This window comes from Nonomuraea sp. NPDC048882 (genome assembly GCF_040649755.1).
In the GTDB taxonomy this organism is placed as follows: domain Bacteria; phylum Actinomycetota; class Actinomycetes; order Streptosporangiales; family Streptosporangiaceae; genus Nonomuraea; species Nonomuraea maheshkhaliensis.
Window position 1 is genome coordinate 112,131 of sequence record NZ_JBEZGB010000019.1, and the last position, 17,951, is coordinate 130,081.

The 17,951-nt window shown below is 71.8% G+C and carries 15 protein-coding genes; 14 read left to right on the forward strand and 1 reads right to left on the reverse strand.

Going from position 1 to position 17,951, the window contains the following annotated elements; all coding sequences use genetic code 11:
• Positions 1 to 145 precede the first annotated feature (145 nt).
• The 4 genes from AB0C27_RS45740 to AB0C27_RS45755 are packed head-to-tail and all read left to right on the forward strand — an operon-like array spanning position 146 to position 5,248.
• Entirely contained in the window at positions 146 to 2,011 is a 1,866-nt protein-coding gene (locus AB0C27_RS45740) for a beta-L-arabinofuranosidase domain-containing protein (RefSeq protein ID WP_357858911.1), read from the forward strand.
• 12 nt (positions 2,012 to 2,023) lie between these two features.
• Complete coding sequence (locus AB0C27_RS45745; RefSeq protein ID WP_357858914.1) at positions 2,024 to 3,397, forward strand: extracellular solute-binding protein; 1,374 nt, start codon at positions 2,024 to 2,026, stop codon at positions 3,395 to 3,397.
• Between the two features lies 1 nt (position 3,398).
• Positions 3,399 to 4,355, forward strand: a complete 957-nt coding sequence (locus tag AB0C27_RS45750) for a sugar ABC transporter permease (protein ID WP_357858917.1) — start codon at positions 3,399 to 3,401, stop codon at positions 4,353 to 4,355.
• Entirely contained in the window at positions 4,352 to 5,248 is an 897-nt protein-coding gene (locus AB0C27_RS45755) for a carbohydrate ABC transporter permease (protein WP_357858920.1), read from the forward strand. The genes AB0C27_RS45750 and AB0C27_RS45755 overlap by 4 nt, the downstream gene beginning before the upstream one ends.
• Before the next feature lie 61 nt (positions 5,249 to 5,309).
• On the opposite strand, the gene AB0C27_RS45760 is transcribed toward AB0C27_RS45755, so the two are convergent.
• Positions 5,310 to 6,149 (reverse strand): PaaX family transcriptional regulator C-terminal domain-containing protein, encoded by an 840-nt coding sequence (locus AB0C27_RS45760; protein WP_357858923.1) that lies wholly within the window; start codon positions 6,147 to 6,149, stop codon positions 5,310 to 5,312.
• A gap of 70 nt (positions 6,150 to 6,219) precedes the next feature.
• Here AB0C27_RS45760 and AB0C27_RS45765 point away from each other — a divergent pair, with 70 nt between their 5' ends.
• The 10 genes from AB0C27_RS45765 (at position 6,220) to AB0C27_RS45810 (ending at position 17,877) form a co-directional block, all read left to right on the forward strand.
• Positions 6,220 to 7,074, forward strand: a complete 855-nt coding sequence (locus tag AB0C27_RS45765) for an amidohydrolase family protein (protein ID WP_357858926.1) — start codon at positions 6,220 to 6,222, stop codon at positions 7,072 to 7,074.
• A 355-nt stretch (positions 7,075 to 7,429) separates the two neighbouring features.
• Positions 7,430 to 7,942 carry a flavin reductase family protein gene (locus tag AB0C27_RS45770; protein ID WP_346111894.1) on the forward strand — a complete coding sequence of 171 codons (513 nt, stop codon included), beginning with the start codon at positions 7,430 to 7,432 and terminating at the stop codon, positions 7,940 to 7,942.
• Positions 7,943 to 7,985: 43 nt separating this feature from the next.
• Positions 7,986 to 9,305, forward strand: a complete 1,320-nt coding sequence (locus AB0C27_RS45775) for an NtaA/DmoA family FMN-dependent monooxygenase (RefSeq protein ID WP_357858930.1) — start codon at positions 7,986 to 7,988, stop codon at positions 9,303 to 9,305.
• Positions 9,302 to 10,477: an LLM class flavin-dependent oxidoreductase gene (locus AB0C27_RS45780; protein WP_357858933.1), complete on the forward strand. Its 1,176-nt coding sequence runs from the start codon at positions 9,302 to 9,304 to the stop codon at positions 10,475 to 10,477. Before AB0C27_RS45775 ends, AB0C27_RS45780 begins: the two co-directional genes overlap by 4 nt.
• Entirely contained in the window at positions 10,474 to 11,514 is a 1,041-nt protein-coding gene (locus AB0C27_RS45785) for an LLM class flavin-dependent oxidoreductase (RefSeq protein ID WP_357858936.1), read from the forward strand. Before AB0C27_RS45780 ends, AB0C27_RS45785 begins: the two co-directional genes overlap by 4 nt.
• Complete coding sequence (locus AB0C27_RS45790) at positions 11,511 to 12,605, forward strand: MsnO8 family LLM class oxidoreductase (RefSeq protein WP_357858939.1); 1,095 nt, start codon at positions 11,511 to 11,513, stop codon at positions 12,603 to 12,605. The genes AB0C27_RS45785 and AB0C27_RS45790 overlap by 4 nt, the downstream gene beginning before the upstream one ends.
• On the forward strand, positions 12,602 to 14,209 hold the full coding sequence (locus AB0C27_RS45795) for an ABC transporter substrate-binding protein (RefSeq protein ID WP_357858941.1): 1,608 nt from the start codon (positions 12,602 to 12,604) through the stop codon (positions 14,207 to 14,209). The genes AB0C27_RS45790 and AB0C27_RS45795 overlap by 4 nt, the downstream gene beginning before the upstream one ends.
• On the forward strand, positions 14,206 to 15,111 hold the full coding sequence (locus AB0C27_RS45800) for an ABC transporter permease (protein WP_357858944.1): 906 nt from the start codon (positions 14,206 to 14,208) through the stop codon (positions 15,109 to 15,111). The genes AB0C27_RS45795 and AB0C27_RS45800 overlap by 4 nt, the downstream gene beginning before the upstream one ends.
• A 4-nt stretch (positions 15,112 to 15,115) precedes the next feature.
• Positions 15,116 to 16,006: an ABC transporter permease gene (locus tag AB0C27_RS45805; protein ID WP_357858947.1), complete on the forward strand. Its 891-nt coding sequence runs from the start codon at positions 15,116 to 15,118 to the stop codon at positions 16,004 to 16,006.
• Entirely contained in the window at positions 16,003 to 17,877 is a 1,875-nt protein-coding gene (locus tag AB0C27_RS45810) for an ABC transporter ATP-binding protein (RefSeq protein WP_357858949.1), read from the forward strand. The genes AB0C27_RS45805 and AB0C27_RS45810 overlap by 4 nt, the downstream gene beginning before the upstream one ends.
• The last annotated feature ends 74 nt before the right edge of the window (positions 17,878 to 17,951 follow it).

Consider the following 17,951-nt stretch of genomic DNA (forward strand, 5'->3'; position numbering starts at 1 on the left):
CGCTCGCCGGCGGGCGGACGACGGGGGCAAGGAAAGGCAATCGTTTGCCGACCGAGATACGCCGCACACGCTGGGACTATTGACTAGTGCTGTATCACATCCTACATTTCGGCGAGAAAACCTCTTCCCAGTCACAGGGAGCGCGATGTCTGACCGCACGGACCGCGTCCGCGGCCCGCTGGCACCTTCCACCGGCGTACAGCGACCGCTGGGCATCGACGACGTCGAGATCGAAGGAGGCCCGTTCGGGCGCTGGCAGCGGATCAACAGGGAGGCCGGCATCCCGCTCGGCCTGGAGCAGATGGAGAAGTCGGGGGCCGTGCCCAACCTGCGGCTGGCCGCGGGCGAGAGCGCCGGCTCCTTCCAGGGCTTGCGCTTCCAGGACTCCGACCTGTACAAGCAGCTCGAAGCGGTCGCCTGGGAGCACGGCCGGCTGCCCGGCGACGGCTACCGCGCCTTCGTCTCGGAGACGGCCGCGCTGCTCGCCCGCGCCCAGCGCCCCGACGGCTACCTCAACTCGCACTACCAGATGGTCAAACCGGACAAGATCTGGACCGAGCTGGAGTACAGCCACGAGATGTACTGCGCCGGCCACCTCATCCAGGCCGCGGTCGCCGCGGCGCGGGCCGGCCTCGGCGAGGAGCTCATGGCGGTCGCCCGCCGCTTCGCCGACCTGCTCGTCCAGCGCTTCCTGGTGGACGGCGACGACGCCATCGACGGGCACGCCGAGGTGGAGACGGCCCTGGTCGAGCTGTACCGGCACACCGGGGAGCGCTCCTACCTGGAGCTGGCGCGCAAGCTGATCGACAACCGCGGCCGGGGCCTGATCGCCGAGACCGGCCTCGGGCCGCTCTACGCCCAGGACCACCTGCCCGTACGCGAGGCGGACACCGCCGTCGGGCACGCCGTACGCCAGCTCTACCTGGAGGCCGGCGTGGTGGACGTGGCCGTCGAGACCGGCGACGAGACGCTGCTGGCCTGCTCGGTGCGGCGCTGGGAGGACCTGGTCGCCACCAAGACCGCCATCACCGGCGGCCACGGCTCGCGCCACGACGGAGAGGCGTTCGGCGAGCGCTACGAGCTGCCGCCCGACCGCGCCTATAACGAGAGCTGCGCCGCCATCGCCAGCATCCACTGGAACTGGCGGCTGCTGCTGGCCACCGGCCACGGCCGCTACGCCGACCTCATCGAGCGCACCCTCTACAACGCCTTCGCCGCCTCCACCTCCGCCGACGGCGTGCGCTTCTTCTACGTCAACCCGCTGCAGCGCCGCGCCGACCTGTTCGAGGACGCCTACCTGGGCCGGCGCAGGGAGTGGTTCGCCTGCGCCTGCTGCCCGCCGAACATCATGCGCCTGGTCGCCTCACTCGGCCACTACGTCGCCACCACCGACGACGACGGCCTGTCGGTGCACCAGTACGTGCCCGGCACCATCCGGGCCGGCGGCATCACCCTCGCCGTCGCGACCGACTACCCCTGGGACGGCCGGGTCCGGTTCACCGTCCGCGACACGCCGGGCGGGGAGTGGACGCTCAAGCTGCGCGTCCCCGCCTGGAGCGCCCCGGGCGAGCTCACCCCCAACGCCGACGGTTACGCCGAGATCCGGCGCGACTGGCGTACCGGCGACACCTTCACCCTCGACCTGGACATGACGCCCAGGCTCGTGCTGCCGCACCGCAAGATCGACGCGCTGCGCGGCTGCGCCGCGATCGAGCGCGGCCCGCTCGTCTACTGCTTCGAGCAGATCGACCAAGACGGCGAGCTCGACGACCTGGCGCTCACCCCGGACTCCCGGCTGCGCGCCGTCGAGCGCGAGCTGCCCGGCGTCGGCAGGACCGTGCTCATCGAGGCGGACGCCGTCCGCCTGCCTCCCGCCCCGCCGGACGGCCTGCCGTACGGCACCGCACCCCCGGAAAGCCTCCCGGCCCCCACCACCGCCGTGGCCGTCCCCTACTACCAGTGGGACAACCGCGACGGCGGCGTCATGCGGGTCTGGACACCCCTCGCGTAAGGACACGCACGCATGAAGAGAAGAGACCTGTTCAGAATGGGCTCCCTGGCCGCCCTGGGAGCGGCCGGCGTGAGCGCCTGCGGCTCGGGCGGAGGGACGGGCGCGGCCGGATCGACGCAGCTGCAGTTCATGTACTGGGGCTCGACGTTCGAGAAGGCCGCCGTCGAGAAGATGCTCAAGTCCTTCGAGCAGAAGAACCAGGACATCAAGGTCAAGCCGGTCTTCACCCCCGACGAGTACGACGTCAAGCTCAACAGCCTGGTCGCCGGCGGCAACACCCCGGACCTCGGGTACGTGCCGATGTCGATGTCGTTCCGCCTGGCCGAGCAGGGCAACCTGGTCAACCTGTTCCCGTACCTGCAGAAATATCCGCAGCTGGCCGGCTACCTGCCGGACGCCTACCTCTGGTACGGCCAGGACAAGCTGCACGGCGTGGCCACCGCCAACGAGATCGAGCTGCTCTGGTACAGCAAGTCGGCCATCGCGGCGGCCGGCGCCGCCACCCCGCCCGCCGTGGCCTCCTCGGCCTGGACGTGGGACCAGCTGGTGGAGAACGCCTACAAGCTCACCGTGGACCAGAACGGCAAGCACCCGGACGAGTCCGGCTTCGACCCCAAGCAGGTCAGGCAGTTCGGCATCTCCATCAGCCTCACCTACGCCGCCGCCTGGTACGGCTTCCTGCGCAGTAACGGCGCCGACTTCGCCGACGAGGCCGGCAAGAAGTGCCTGCTGGACACCCCCGAGGCGATCCAGGTCTTCCAGAACCTCCAGGACCTCGTCTACAAGCACCGCGTCGCCCCCGGCCCCGGCCAGCTCGCGGCCACCGGCGACGACGTGCCCGGCACGAACATCCTGCTCAAGACCAAGCGGGTGGCGATGGTGGTGGACGGCCACTGGAGCCTGCTCGACATGAACGAGAGCAAGGTCGACTACGGCATCGGCGTGCTGCCCAAGTACGCCGAGCCGTTCACCACCTCCCAGGTCGCCGGCGCCTCCTCGGTGTTCAGCACGACCAAGCACGTGGAGGAGGCGGTCGAGCTGTTCGCTTTCCACATCGACCCGCAGTATGTGGACCTGTACGAGCAGGGCCTGTGGATGCCCCAGGAGAAGAAGTACTACGAGGACCAGGCCGCCATCGACTCCTGGACCAAGAACGACGGCCACCCGCCGGAGTTCCGCACGGCGGTCGTCGACTACGCCCGCGACCACGGCGTGCCCGACCTGCGCAACCGGGTCAAGAACCTGTCCGCCATCTCCAGCGACGTGCTCACCCCCGCGCTGCAGGAGATCGAGTCGGGCAAGCGGCCCGCGGCGGAGGTGCTCAAGGCGGTCAGCCCGAAGATCACCGGCATGCTGCAGGGCTGGCAGCACGTCCAGGAGCCGTGACATGCCGGACACCCAGCGGAGCCCCTCGGGCCCGCGCCCGCCGAACGAACGCCCGCCGAACAAGCGCCTGTCAGGCCAGCGCCGCATGGAGCGGCGCTGGGGGCTGCTCATGGCGCTCCCGGCGATCCTCGGGTTCGTGATCTTCACGGCGGGCCCGATGGTGGCCTCGCTCGTGTTCAGCCTCACGGACTGGCAGGTGGGCGGCTCGCCGTCGTTCATCGGGCTCGGCAACTACACCGAGCTGGTGGACGACGAGCTGTTCTGGACGTCGCTGAGCGCGACCACGTACTACACGCTCGGCGCGGTCCCGCTCGTCCTGATCGTCTCCTTCGCCGTCGCCATGCTGCTCAACCAGAAGGTACGCGGGCTGCCGATCTGGCGGACCATCTTCTACCTGCCCACGCTCGTGCCCGCCATCGCCAACGTGGTCCTCTGGATCTGGATCTTCAACCCGGACTTCGGGCTGCTCAACTCGCTGCTGCGCCAGGCCGGGCTGCCGGCCGGGCAGTGGATCTACGACGAGGCGATGGCGATCCCGTCGCTGATCGTGATGAGCACCTGGGGCTTCGGCAACACGATGGTCATCTTCCTGGCCGGCCTGCAAGGGGTGCCGCGGCACCTGTACGAGGCGGTCTCGATCGACGGCGGCGGCCCATGGCGGCGCTTCTGGCACGTGACGCTGCCGATGATGACGCCCACCATCTTCTACAACCTCGTGGTGGGCGTGGTCGGCACCTTCCAGGTGTTCAACCAGGCGTACGTGATGACCGAGGGTGGCCCCAACAACGCCACGCTGTTCTACGTCTACTACCTGTTCAGGATGGCGTTCAAGGAGAGCGAGATGGGTTACGCCAGTGCGCTCGCCTGGGTCCTGTTCATGATCATCGTGGTAATCACGTTCCTGCTGTTCAGAAACGCCCGCCGCTGGGTCTACTACGAGATGGCGGGAGCCCGATGACCGCGCTGGAAACGCCGCCGCGCACCGCGCGGGTCGCCCCGGTCGCCGGCCCGCGCCGGCCGCGCAGGTTCGGCAAGCCGCTGCTGTACGTGGCGCTCGTGGCCGGGGCCGTGCCCACACTGCTGCCGTTCGTGTGGCTGGTGCGCAGCGCGCTCATGCAGGACGCGCAGATGTTCATCGCGCCGCCCGAGTGGATCCCGTCGCCGTTCCAGTGGGACAACTTCACCGAGGCGCTCACGGCGCAGCCGTTCTGGCTGTACTTCGTCAACACGGTGATCATCGCGGTGATCAGCGTGCTGGGCACGGTGCTGACCTGCTCGGTGGCCGCCTTCAGCTTCTCCCGGCTGCGCTGGCGGGGCCGGAACGTGGCGTTCGCGGTGCTGCTGAGCGGGGTCATGCTGCCGTACGCGGTGACGCTCATCCCGACGTTCGTGATGTGGCAGGAGCTGGGCGCGCTCGACACGTTCGTCCCGCTCACGGTGCCGAGCTGGTTCGCCGGCGCGGGCGGCGGGGTGTTCAACGTGTTCCTGCTGCGGCAGTTCTTCCTGACGATCCCGTTCGAGCTGGACGAGGCCGCCTACATCGACGGGGCCTCGCCGTGGCGGGTCTTCTGGACGATCGTCATGCCGCTGTCGAAGCCCGCGATCGTGGTGGTGACGATCTTCACCTTCATCGGCACGTGGAACGACTTCCTCGGGCCGCTGCTCTATCTCAACGACGAGGAGAAGTACACGCTCTCCCTCGGCCTGGCCTCCTTCCAGAGCACGTACCTCACCCAGTGGGGATACCTGATGGCCGCCTCCGCCGCCGTGATCGCGCCCATCATCGCCCTGTTCTTCTTCCTGCAGCGCTACTTCATCGAGGGGGTCACGCTCACCGGCATCAAGAACTGAGAAGCGGTCCTGAGGACCGGCGACAGACGGCCGGCGCGGCGTCGAGTAGCCGTAGAGTGTCCTACGGGCGCGCGCCCGCCTCGCCGTCCATGGTGTCCCACTCCGCCTGCGCCCTGCGGTGCCAGCGGTTGCGCAGGTCGTGGAAGACGGCCGCGGCCCTCGGTCCTGGCCAGTCGTGCTCCAGCAGCTCGGCGGGCAGGTCGGGGTCGAGGAACGGGAAGCGGCGCCACTCCTGGACGATGCGCACCTGGTTGACGAACGCCTCCCGGCCGGTGGCCGCCGTGACGCCCGCGAAGCGCTCGATGAAGGCCAGGTAGCGTTTCTCCACGTCGCCGAGGTCCCACGCGGCCGTGATCAGCCTGGCCGGGTCGCCGATCCCGGCCGACGGGCCCGTCCAGGCGAAGACGCGGTCGCCTAGGTCGAGTTCGCGCACGACCTCGCGGACGGCGGCCTCCTTGGAGGCGTCGGGGATCACCCACAGTCCGGGGGAGGGGGAGCCGAGCCCGAGCCAGGTGAGCCGGGTGCGCAGGCGGTGACGCAGCCGCCGCTGCGACTCCGGCACGCCGGCGGTGAGCACGAGCCAGCGGCCGTCCCAGTCGTGCGGCCCGCGCATGAAGCCGTAGATGCGCTCGGTGCCCTCGCGCAGCAGCCGGTCGCCGGCCGGGGTCAGGCTCCAGCGCACCCTGCGGCCGTGGCGGGCGGAGCCGAGCAGCCCTTCGGCGGCCGTGCGCGACAGGGCCTGGCGGGCGGACTTCTCCTCGACGCCGAGCGCGCCCAGCGCGGTGACCAGGGTGCCCGTCCAGACCTCGCCGCCGCGCGGCAGGACGAACTCGCCGAGCACGGTCAGCAGCAGCGAACGCGCTCCCGCCGACGCTCTGTCCCGCGTCTCGCCCTGGGTCATGTGGGCTCCGTTCACGTGCTACAAACCACCGCCGGTCCATGGCGGCTGTGTAGAGCGTAATGTACGGGGCATGCTCGACGGCACGCCGCTCATCGACGCCCACGTCCACGTGCCGGTGCTCGGCACCCTCAAGCCCGCCTGGCTGCGCTGGGCCCGCGACTTCGGCCCCGAGGGCTTGATCGAGGACGTCTGGGACGCCGAGGGCCGCCCCCGTCCGGCCCGCCTGGACGAGCTGTTCGCCGCCGAGGGCGTGGACGTGGCGCTGCTGCTGTGCGAATACAGCCCGAAGGCCACCGGCACGCAGGCGTTCGAGGATCTGCTGCCGATCGTCGAGCACAACCCGTCCCGGTTCCGCCCGGTCGCGAACGTCAACCCGCACCTGCACTTCCCGCTCGCCGCCGAGGTGCGCAGGCAGCTCGCCCTCGGCGCCGCCGCGCTGAAACTGCATCCCGTCCACGGCGGCTTCCGCTGCGACGACGCGGCGCTCTACCCGGCCTACCGCGTGCTGGAGGAGCAGGGCGTGCCGCTGGTCGTGCACTGCGGCACCAGCACCTTCCCCGGCTCGGCCAACGAGAACGCCGATCCGGCCTTCCTCATCCCGGTCGTGCGCGACTTCCCCGGGCTCAACGTGGTGCTCGCCCACGGCGGGCGCGGCTGGTGGTACGACGCGGCCGCCTTCCTGGCCCTGTCCAACGAGACGGTCTGGCTGGAGCTGTCCGGCCTGCCGCCCAAGCGGCTGCCCGAGTACTATGCCCGCTTCGACCTGGCCCGGCTGGCCAGGAAGTGCGTCTTCGGCACCGACTGGCCGGGCGTCCCCGGCACCGCCGCCAACGCCCGCGCGGTGGCCGGGCTGCTGCCGGATGAGGTGGCCGCCGCCGTGCTCGCGGGCAACGCGACGAGGGTGTACGCCGGACTCCCTCTGTGATTTCCCTCAAAACCAGTAGGAAATATTGACTTATCGAGGATCGCGGCTTAGCGTCGTTGACATGAGCCAGGGATTCCTCCTGACCGGACGCCCGCACGTGGACTGCTGCCACGTCGCCAGCGCCCAGTGTCGTTGATCACGGACCAGTAGCCGGCGGCGCGGCCCCCGCCCGCCCTTCACCCTCGTGCTCCGGCGTGGCCGACGCCGTCCACGCTCCGCTGACGAACCCTTCCGCCCGCGCTCGCCCGCGCTCGCGCAGCGCCGCTTGAGCGCGCACTTCTTCGTGAGGAACAGACTCCGTGATCTCAACCAGGTTCATGGCCGCCCGCTACGCATCCGAGAGGAGGGGCCGGGCATGACGGACACCCTGCCCGACCGCGCCGTCGAAGCCGAGCACTTCAGGAGGGCGCTGGCCGTGCACGCCAGCGGCGTCGTGGTCATCACCGCCCAGAACGACGGCGTCCCCGTCGGGCTGACCGCCACCTCCTTCTCCTCGGTCAGCCTCGAACCCCCGCTGGTCTCCTTCTACGTCGACCAGTCCTCCTCCACCTGGCCCTGGCTGCGCACCGCCGACCACTTCGCGGTCAACATCCTGGCCAGCGACCAGGCCGAGGTGGCCTCCCGGTTCGCGCGCAAGAACATCGACAGGTTCGCGCCGCCCACCCGCTGGCGGCCGGGGCCGCTCGGCGCGCCCCTGCTCCAGGACGTTTCCGCGCACCTGGTCTGCCTGCCGTACGAGACGGCCGAGGTCGGCGACCACATCCTCGTGGTCGGGCTGGTCGCCGAGGTGACCACGCACAACCCAGGCCGTCCGCTGCTCTACCACCAGGGCCGCTTCGGCCGGTTCCTCCCGCATCCAGAAGACTGAGCACCCCGGAGCCAAGCGTGACCCGACCCATGGAGCGGCTGCGATGAGCCGCAAGCAGATCCATCTGGCCGCCCACTTCCCCGGCGTGAACAACACCACCGTCTGGGCCGACCCCCGCTCCGGCAGCCAGATCGACTTCGCCTCCTTCGCCCACCTGGCCAGGACGGCCGAGCGGGGCAAGTTCGACTTCTTCTTCCTGGCCGAGGGGCTGCGGCTGCGCGAGCTCAAGGGCCGCATCCACGACCTGGACGTGGTCGGGCGGCCCGAGTCGCTCACCCTGCTCAGCGCCCTGGCCGCCGTCACCGGCCGGCTCGGCCTGGCCGGCACGGTCAACGCCACCTTCAACGAGCCGTACGAGCTGGCCCGGCGCCTGGCCACGCTCGACCACCTGAGCGGCGGCCGGGCCGCCTGGAACGTGGTGACCACCTCCGACGCCTTCACCGGCGAGAACTTCCGCCGCGGCGGCTACCTCGACCGCGCCGACCGCTACACCCGGGCCGCGGAGTTCGTGCGCCTGTCGCGCGAGCTGTGGGGCTCCTGGCGGCCGGACGCCGTGCTCGCCGACCAGGCCGCGGGGCGGTTCGTCCGGGAGGGCGCCGTCGGCACGGTCCAGCACGAGGGCGAGCACTTCTCGATCGAGGGCCGCTTCACCCTGCCCCGCGCCCCGCAGGGCCACCCGGTCATCATCCAGGCCGGCGACTCCGACGAGGGCAGGGAGTTCGCCGCCGCCACCGCTGACGTGATCTTCTCCAGGCACGGCACGCTGGAGGAGGGCAAACGTTTCTACGCCGACGTCAAGGGCCGCCTGGCCGGGCACGGCCGCGAGCCGCACCAGCTCAAGATCATGCCCGGCGTCACGTACGCGCTCGGCGACACCGAGGCGGAGGCCGCCGAGAACGCCGCCACGATCCGGCGGCAGCAGGTCGGGCCGCAGACCGCGATCGCCTTCCTGGAGCAGGTGTGGGGCCGCGACATGTCCGCCTTCGACCCGGAAGGCCCGCTGCCGGACATCGAGCCCGACCTGGACGAGGGCGTCTCCCAGGGACGGGTGCCGATCAAGGACCGCGCGGCCGTGGCCGCCAAGTGGCGGGCGCTGGCCGAGGAGAAGGGGCTGAGCATCCGCGAGCTGGTCATCGAGGTGACCGGCCGCCAGACGTTCATCGGCACCCCCGAGTCCGTGGCCCGGCAGATCGACGAGCACGTGCAGGGGGACGCCGCCGACGGGTTCATCCTCGTCCCCCACCTGACGCCGGGCGGCCTCGACGACTTCGTCGACCGCGTCGTGCCGCTGCTGCAGGAGCGCGGCTCGTTCCGTTCCGACTACACCGGCACCACCCTGCGCGAACACCTGGAGCTGGCATGACGTTGCACCTGGCCGCCGCCCTGGACGGCGCGGGCTGGCACCCGGCCGCCTGGCGCGAGGCGAGCGCCGCGCCGCGCGCGCTGTTCTCGGCCCGCTACTGGGCCGGACTCGTCGCCGAGGCCGAGCGCGGGCTGCTCGACTTCGTCACGATCGAGGACGCGCTCGGCCTCCAGTCGAGCCTGCCCGACGGCGACGACGACCGCACCGACCAGGTACGCGGGCGCTTCGACGCCGTGCTGCTCGCCGCCCGCCTGGCCCCGCTCACCCGGGGGATCGGCCTGGTGCCGACCGCCACCACCACGCACACCGAGCCGTTCCACGTCGCCATCGGCATCGCCACCCTCGACCACGTCAGCGGCGGGCGGGCCGGATGGCGCCCGCAGGTCTCCGTGCGCGCCTCCGACGCCCGCCACTTCGGCCGCAGGGAGTTCCCGCCGCTCGACCAGGTGCTGAACCGGCCCGGCGGTGCGGACCTGTCCGCCGACCCGCACGTGCGCGCCCTGTTCGCCGAGGCCGCCGACGCGGTCGAGGTGGCCCGGCGGCTCTGGGACAGCTGGGAGGACGACGCCGAGATCAGGGACGTGCCCACCGGCCGCTTCATCGACCGGGACAAACTCCACCACATCGACTTCGACGGGCCGTTCTTCTCGGTCCGAGGGCCCTCCATCACGCCCAGGTCGCCGCAGGGACAGCCAGTGGTGACCGCGCTCGCGCACGCGCGGCTGCCGTACGAGTTCGCCGCCTCCAGCGCGGACGTCGTCTTCGTCACCCCGCACTCGGCCGAGCACGCCCGCGCCATCGTGGACGAGGTCAGGGGGCTGTCCGGCGAGCTGAAGATCTTCGCCGACCTCGTCGTCTTCCTCGGCGACGACGCGGCCGCCCGCAAGGCCCGCCTCGACGAGCTGGACGGGGCCGAGTTCGTCTCCGACGCCGCGATCTTCACCGGCACCGTGCGGAAACTGGCCGATCAACTGCTGGAGTGGCGGCGGGCCGGCATCGAGGGCTTCCGGCTGCGGCCGGGGGCGGTGCCGTACGACCTGTGGCAGATCGCCTCCGGCCTGACCGCCGAGCTGCGCGAGCGGGGGGCGTTCAGGAGCCGGTACGAGGCCGGCACGCTGCGCGGGCTGCTCGGCCTGCCCCGCCCGGCCGGCCGTTACGCGGAGGCACGATGAAGTTCCTGCTCATCACCCTGATCACGCACACCGGCGAACGCTCTGCCACGGAACGCTTCCGCGAGGTCGTCCAGAACGCGGTGCTGGCCGAGGAGCTGGGCTTCGACGGCTACGGCGTGGGGGAGCGGCACGAGCGCCCCTTCATCTCCTCCTCGCCGCCCGTCGTGCTCAGCCACATCGCGGCCAAGACGTCCAGGATCCGCCTGTTCACCGCCGTGACCACGCTGAGCCTGCTCGACCCGGTCCGCGCCTACGAGGACTACGCCACCCTCGACCACCTGTCGGACGGGCGGCTCGACCTCATCATCGGCAAGGGCAACGGCGCGGCCCAGGCCCAGTTGTTCCACGTCACCGCCGAGGACCAGTGGGAGCGCAACCGGGAGTCGTACGAGCTGTTCCGCCGCCTGTGGCGGGAGGACAAGGTCACCTGGAGCGGCCGGTTCCGGCCCTCGCTCACCGACGCCGAGACCTGGCCGCGCCCCCTGCAACGCCCCATCCGCGTCTGGCACGGCAGCGCCACCAGCAAGGAGTCCGTCGACCTGGCCGCCCGCTACGGCGACCCGCTGTTCTCCGCCAACGTCACCAACCCGATCGAGCCGTACGCCGAGCTGATCGAGCACTACCGCGAACGCTGGGCCTACTACGGCCACGACCCGGCCGATGCGCTGGTCGGCGCCGGGTCCGCCGGCTTCTACGCGGCCCCGACCTCGCAGGAGGCCGTGGCCGCGTACCGGCCGATCTTCGACGCCCGCGTGGCGCTGCAGCGCAGGCTGGGCCTGCCGATCGTCTTCCCCACCCTGGAGGACGCGATCGAGCGCAGCTCGATCCTCGTCGGCAGCCCGCAGCAGATCATCGACAAGGTCCTGCGCTACCACAAGCGGTTCGGGCACGAGGTCATGCACCTGCACGCCGACGCCGACGGGCTCACCCCCGCCCAGCACCGAGCCACGCTGGAGCTGTTCCAGGCCGAGATCGCGCCCGTGCTGCGCGCCGAGATCCCGAGCCGGCCGTTCCCCGAAGCCCGAGGAGCCTCATGACGCTGTCTATCCTCGACCTCGCCCCCATCTCCTCGGGGAAGAGCGCCGCCGACGCGCTGCGCAACTCCATCGATCTGGCCCGGCGCGCCGAGGCGGCAGGTTACCGCCGCTACTGGCTGGCCGAGCACCACTTCGCGCCCGGCGTCGCCAGCTCGGCGCCCGCCGTACTCATCGCGCTCATCGCGGCCGCCACCTCGACGATCCGGGTCGGGTCGGGGGCCGTGCAGCTCGGGCACCAGACGCCGCTGTCGGTGGTCGAGCAGTTCGGCCTCATCGACGCGCTGCACCCGGGGCGGATCGACCTGGGGATCGGCCGCTCGGGCCAGCGCCGCGCCGAACTCGCCGCGGCGACCCCTCCTGCGGAGCCACCCCAGGCGAGGACGGTGGACGGGCTGCTCATCCCGCCCCCGTTCGACTTCTCCCGGCTGGCCAAGCACCCGCACCTCGCCCACTACGCCACTCTGCTCCAGCAGCCGGGCGCGCAGACGCCCGACTTCGCCGCGCAGATCGACGACGTGCTCGCCTTCCTGGCCGGCACGCACGAGGCGCACGCCGTCCCCGGCGAGGGCGCCGACGTCGAGGTGTGGATCCTCGGCAGCAGCGGCGGCCAGAGCGCGCAGGTGGCGGGGGAGCACGGACTGCCGTTCGCGGCCAACTACCACGTCAGCCCGTCCAGTGTGCTGGAGGCCGTCGAGGCGTACCGGGAGGCGTTCAAACCGTCGGACGACCTGGCCGAGCCGTACGTCATCGTCTCCGCCGACGCCGTCGTGGCCGAGACCGAGGCCAAGGCCCGCGAACTCGCCTCCCCGTACGCCCTGTGGGTGCGCAGCATCAGGACCGGCGCCGGCGCCATGCGCTTCCCCACCCCGGCCGAGGCCGCCGCCCACGAGTGGAGCCGGGAGGACGTCGAGCTGGTCAAGGACCGCGTCGACACCCAGTTCACCGGCACCCCCGGCCAGGTCGTGCAGCGACTGCGCACGCTGCGCCGCGTGACCGGGGCCGACGAACTGCTCGTCACCACCATCACCCACGACCACGACGATCGGGTGCGCTCGTACGAGCTGCTCGCCGAAGCCTGGGACCGCCCGTGAAGCGCCTGACCACCGCCCTGCTCCTCGCGTCCGTGACGCTGGCCGCCTGCGGCTCGGCGCCGGCCGCCGAGGAAGCCGCGCCCACCGGCCTGACCTGGGCCGTCGAGACCCAGCCGATCACGCTCAACCCCCAGCAGTGGTCGCAGAACAAGGTCAGGCTGCTCGTCTTCAACCAGTTCGACGCGTTGCTGTCACGGGCCAAGGACGGCTCCTTCCAGCCATGGCTGGCCAAGTCGTGGCAGGTGTCGGACGACGAGCTGACCTACACCCTCGAATTACGGGACGACGTGACCTTCCACGACGGCACCCGGTTCGACGCCGCCGCGGTGAAGGCCAACCTCGACCAGTTCAAGGTCGAGGGCTACAACGCCGCCGTGGCCGCCATCCAGCTACGGGCGTTCGAGGAGGCCGAGGTGGTCTCGCCGACCACGCTGCGGATCACCCTCAAGGAGCCGGACGGCCTCTTCCTCGACTTCCTCGCCTCGCCCTACGCCGGGCAGATCTCCCCGAAGTCGCTGAAAGGCGCCAAGGACCTGAAGTTCGGCGGGCCCGACCTGGTCGGCACCGGGCCGTTCATCCTGGACCGCTACGTGCCCGGCCAGGAGATCCACTACCGCCGCAACCCCGCCTACAAGTGGCCGCCCGCCGGCGCCGCCCACCAGGGCCCCGCCCACCTGGCGGAAGTCACCTACCGGTTCCTGCCCGAGGCGGCCGTGCGGGTCGGCGCGCTCACCTCCGGCCAGGTGCAGGTCATCGAGGGCGTCCCCGCCACCGAGGCCGGGCTGATCAAGAGCGACCCCGACCTCACCCTGCGGACCGCGCTCAACTCCGGCACCGCCTTCACCTACTACTTCAACACCTCGCATCCCCCGTTCGACGACCAGCGCGTACGAGAGGCGTTCCGCGAGGCCGTGGACGTGGACGCGGTACTGAAATCGGTCTACCAGGACACCGCCACCAGGGCCTGGAGCGTCATCGGCAAGGCCGGCCCCTTCTACGACGCCGGGCTCGAAGGCTCGTTCGGCGGCGACGTGGCCAAGGCCAACACGCTGCTCGACCAGGCCGGCTGGCGGCAGCGCGACGCCGAGGGCTACCGGGTCAAGGACGGCCGGCGGCTGAGCGTGCGCACGGTCGCCGCCTCCGCCTACGTACGCGACCGGCGCGACGTCCTCGCCCAGGCCATCCAGGCCCAGGTCAAGCAGAACGCCGGCATCGACTTCCAGGTCAAGATCGTCGACACGGGCACGGCGCAGAAGGCGGTCGAGGACGACGCGTACGAGATCTTCGAGAACTCCCGCGGCGACTCCGACGCCGGCGCCGCGCTCAACCTCCTCCTGCCGGGCAAGGGCGCGCTCAACCGCACCCACTACTCGGACGCGAGCGTGGAGAAGGCCATCGCCGAGGCCGGCTCCAGCTCCGACCAGGCGCGGCGCGCGAAGCTCTACGCCGAGGTGCAGCGGGTCGTGGTGCGGGACAAGGCGATCGTCTTCCCGATCTACGTGCCCGCCGACCAGATCGCGGCCAGGAAGAGCGTGCGCGGGCTCGGGTTCGACCCCGCCTCCGGCACCCCCGCGTCCGCGTACGACGTGCGGATCGAGACGTGATCAAACGGCTCGGCACCGGGCTGGCCGTCCTGTGGGCCGCCGCCACCGCCTCGTACGTGGCCCTGTTGCTCGCGCCGGGCGACACCGTGGACATCCTGGTCGGCGACGGGGCCGACACGCCCGAGATCAGGGCCGCCATCGTCCGCGAATGGGGGCTCGACCGGCCCGAGATCGTCCAGTACCTGTCCTACCTGTGGCGGCTCGTCCAGGGGGACCTCGGGCGGTCGTACCAACTGCAGCGGGGCGTCGGCGAGATCCTGGCCACCCAGGTCGGGCCCACCGCGCAACTCACCCTCGCCGCCGCGGGGACCGGCGTGACGCTGGCCGGCCTCATCGCCCTCCTCACCGCCGGTAGGGGGCGGGCGGCGCGTGGCGCGGCGTCGGCGACCGAGCTGGTGGCGGTGTCGGTGCCGCCGTTCCTCATCGGGATCGTGCTGCTGTCGGTGTTCTCGTTCACGCTCGGCTGGTTCCCCGTCTCAGGAGCCGCGGGGCCGCGGGCGCTCGTGCTGCCGGCGCTCGCACTCGGGCTGCCCATCGCCGGGGTGCTCGGCCAAGTGCTGCGGGGTGGTCTCGAACGGGCGCTGGAGCAGCCGTTCGCGGTCACCGCCAGGGCGCGCGGGCTCACCGAACGCGCGCTCGTGGCCCGGCACGCGCTCCGGCACGCGCTGATCCCCGCCGTCACGCTGGCCGGCTGGTTCACCGGCACCCTGCTCGGGGGCGCGGTGATCACCGAGGTGCTGTTCGGGCGGCCGGGGCTCGGGCGGGTGGCGATGGACGCGGTCACCGGGCGGGACATGCCGGTGGTGATGGCGGTGGTGTTGCTGTCGGCGGTCGTGTACGTGGCCATTAGCACCCTTCTGGACCTGGCCTACCGCGCCATCGACCCCCGAATCCGAGGCTGACCCCATGACCGCACCCACCTCGACCCACGGACCAGAAGCGGCCCGGCGGCTGCCGCTGGGGGAGGGGCGGTGGCCGGGCGGGGTGGTCCCGTCGCTGGGCGTGCTGCTCCCGGTCGCCGTCCTCGTGCTGCTCGCCGTCGCCGTGGCGGCGCCGAGCCTGCTCGCCTCCGCGGACCCCCTGGCCGCCGACCCGCTGCGCGCTCTCGCGCCTCCGGGCGGTGAGCACTGGTTCGGCAGCGACCACCTCGGCCGCGACGTGCTGTCCAGGGTCGTGTACGGAGCCCGGCACTCCATCAGCATCGGCGTGGCGGCCACGGTCCTGGCCGTCACCGCCGGCGTGCTGCTCGGCCTGGCCGCCGGGCTGTCCCCCAAGTGGCTGGACGAGGCCCTGGCCCGCTCGTTCGACGTCCTGTCCACCCTGCCCGAGCTGCTGCTGGCCCTGCTCATCGTGGCGATCATCGGCCCCGGTACCGGGAACGTCATCTTCGCCATCGCCGTCGCCCAGATCCCGAACTACGCCCGCGTGATCCGCGCGCAGACCTTCGTCGTCCGCCGCTCCGGCTACGTCGAACAAGCCCTCACCTTCGGCCGCTCCCGCCTGGCGATCACTGCCGGGCACGTGCTGCCCAACGTGCTCGGGCCGATCCCCGTACTGGCCACGATCGGGCTCGGCGGGGCCGTCATCGCCAGCTCGGGGCTGAGCTTCCTCGGGATGGGCCCGCAGCCCCCGGCCGCCGAGTGGGGCGCGATGCTCTCGGAGGCCCGCAACTACCTGCGGGTGGCCTGGTGGGAGGCGCTGTTCCCTGGCCTGGCGATCACGCTGACCGTCGCCTGCCTCACGGTCGCCGGCCGCCGTCTCCAGCGCCGCTTCGAAGGAAGGACCCCGCCCGCATGACCACCACCCACAACGCGAACGCCCGGGCCGCCGGCACCGGAGCGCATCCCACTCGCGCGCTCCCACCGGAGGTGGAGTCCCCCGCCGCGCCGACGGCGGGGGAGACGCCCGCCTCCACGAGCGCGCTCGTCTCGTCGTCCCCGCTCGTGGCCGTCGAGGACCTTCGGGTGAGCTTCGGGGCGGCCGAGGTGGTGCGGGGCGTGGCACTCTCGATCGCCCCAGGCGAGTGCGTGGCGATCGTGGGGGAGTCGGGCTCAGGAAAGAGCGTCACCGCCCGCAGCCTGCTGGGCCTGGCGGGTCCGGGATCCCGCGTGCGGGCGTCCGCGTTCACGATCTCGGGCAGGGACGCGCTCCGCTTCCGGCCGGGGGACTGGCGGCGGCTGCGCGGCGGCTTCGCCGGGCTGGTCCTCCAGGACGCGCTGGTCTCTCTCGACCCCCTCAGGACGGTGGGCGCGGAGATCGCCGAAGTGCTGACCACCCACGACGTGGTGCCCCGGGCGCACCGGGCGGAGCGGGTGCTGGAACTGCTGGAGTCGGTACGCGTACCGGAGCCGGCGCTGCGGGCGGAGCAGCGTCCCCACGAGCTGTCGGGCGGGCTGCGGCAGCGCGTGCTCATCGCCTCCGCCATCGCGGCCGCTCCCGAGCTGATCATCGCCGACGAGCCCACCACCGCGCTCGACGTCACCGTACAGGCCGGGATCCTGCGCCTGCTGGCCGGGCGGAAGGCGGCGGGCACGGCGTTGCTGCTGATCAGCCACGACCTGGCCGTGGTGGCGTCGATCGCCGATCGCATCCTGGTCATGCGGGACGGCCAGGTCGTCGAACAGGGCCCGGCCCGAGACGTGCTGGCGGCACCGGCACACGCCTACACCCGCTCGTTGCTGGCAGCCGTCCCGTCCGCCTCCTCCCGAGGCACCCGCCTCACCACCGGCACCCGCCGCGCGACCGGAGGTCACGTCGCCGAGGGGTCCGGCGTAGCTGAGAGGGCCGGCGTCACCGGCCGCACCGAGCGCACCCGCGCCACCGAAAGGGGCCGCGTCGTTCCCACGCCGGAGTCCGCCGTCCAGGCGCCAGGTCCGGGTCCCGCGCCGGTGCTGGCGGCGACCGGGTTGTCCCGTTCGTACGGTCCTCGCCGCGTCGTCGACGACGTCTCCTTCACCCTGCATCGCGCCGAGACCCTGGGAATCGTCGGTGAGTCGGGCTCGGGCAAGACCACGCTCGCCCGCCTGGCTCTCGGCCTGCTGACTCCCGATGAAGGCGATGTCACCCTGCACCAGCAGCCGTGGAGTGCCCTGCCGGAACGCCGGCGGCGCCCGTTCCGGCCCAGGATCCAGCTCATCTCGCAGAACCCCCTCGACTCCTTCGACCCCCGCCACACCACCGGACGCCTGATCGCCGAGCCGCTGCGAACGGGCGGGCGGGCCGAGCGGCGTGCCCGCGTACTGGAGCTGCTGACCCGCGTCGGCCTGCCGCCCGAGACGGCCGCCCGCCACCCCAGGGAGCTGTCCGGCGGGCAGCGCCAGCGCGTCGCCATCGCCCGCGCCCTTGCCCCGCGCCCCGACGTGCTCGTGTGCGACGAACCCGTCTCCGCGCTCGACGTCTCGATCCAGGCGCAGGTGCTCGACCTGCTCGCCGACCTTCAGGCCGAGGACGGTACGGCGCTGCTGTTCATCTCGCACGACCTGGGCGTCGTCCACCACCTCGCCCATCGCGTGCTGGTCATGAAGGACGGCAGGGTGGTGGAGGAGGGAGACGTGGACGAGGTGTTCTCCCGCCCCCGCCACCCCTACACCCGCGACCTGGTCGCCGCCGTACCCCGCCTGCCCGCCGCCACCGAGGCGGTGCCCGATCTCGCCGCCCGCCCGGCGTAACAGCCACCACCCTGTCCAGAGCCGGCCACCCTGCGCCGAGCCCGCCCCGCACATCCACTCCACCCGACCACCCA

Excerpts from the sequence above, each read along its gene's own strand:
- AB0C27_RS45770 (WP_346111894.1), top strand. The coding sequence starts at position 7,430 with ATGACGGACACCCTGCCCGACCGCGCCGTCGAAGCCGAGCACTTCAGG.
- AB0C27_RS45755 (WP_357858920.1), top strand. The coding sequence starts at position 4,352 with ATGACCGCGCTGGAAACGCCGCCGCGCACCGCGCGGGTCGCCCCGGTC.
- AB0C27_RS45765 (WP_357858926.1), top strand. The coding sequence starts at position 6,220 with ATGCTCGACGGCACGCCGCTCATCGACGCCCACGTCCACGTGCCGGTG.
- AB0C27_RS45750 (WP_357858917.1), top strand. The coding sequence starts at position 3,399 with ATGCCGGACACCCAGCGGAGCCCCTCGGGCCCGCGCCCGCCGAACGAA.
- AB0C27_RS45785 (WP_357858936.1), top strand. The coding sequence starts at position 10,474 with ATGAAGTTCCTGCTCATCACCCTGATCACGCACACCGGCGAACGCTCT.
- AB0C27_RS45810 (WP_357858949.1), top strand. The coding sequence starts at position 16,003 with ATGACCACCACCCACAACGCGAACGCCCGGGCCGCCGGCACCGGAGCG.
- AB0C27_RS45760 (WP_357858923.1), bottom strand. The coding sequence starts at position 6,149 with ATGACCCAGGGCGAGACGCGGGACAGAGCGTCGGCGGGAGCGCGTTCG.
- AB0C27_RS45740 (WP_357858911.1), top strand. The coding sequence starts at position 146 with ATGTCTGACCGCACGGACCGCGTCCGCGGCCCGCTGGCACCTTCCACC.
- AB0C27_RS45790 (WP_357858939.1), top strand. The coding sequence starts at position 11,511 with ATGACGCTGTCTATCCTCGACCTCGCCCCCATCTCCTCGGGGAAGAGC.
- AB0C27_RS45745 (WP_357858914.1), top strand. The coding sequence starts at position 2,024 with ATGAAGAGAAGAGACCTGTTCAGAATGGGCTCCCTGGCCGCCCTGGGA.
- AB0C27_RS45805 (WP_357858947.1), top strand. The coding sequence starts at position 15,116 with ATGACCGCACCCACCTCGACCCACGGACCAGAAGCGGCCCGGCGGCTG.
- AB0C27_RS45780 (WP_357858933.1), top strand. The coding sequence starts at position 9,302 with ATGACGTTGCACCTGGCCGCCGCCCTGGACGGCGCGGGCTGGCACCCG.
- AB0C27_RS45775 (WP_357858930.1), top strand. The coding sequence starts at position 7,986 with ATGAGCCGCAAGCAGATCCATCTGGCCGCCCACTTCCCCGGCGTGAAC.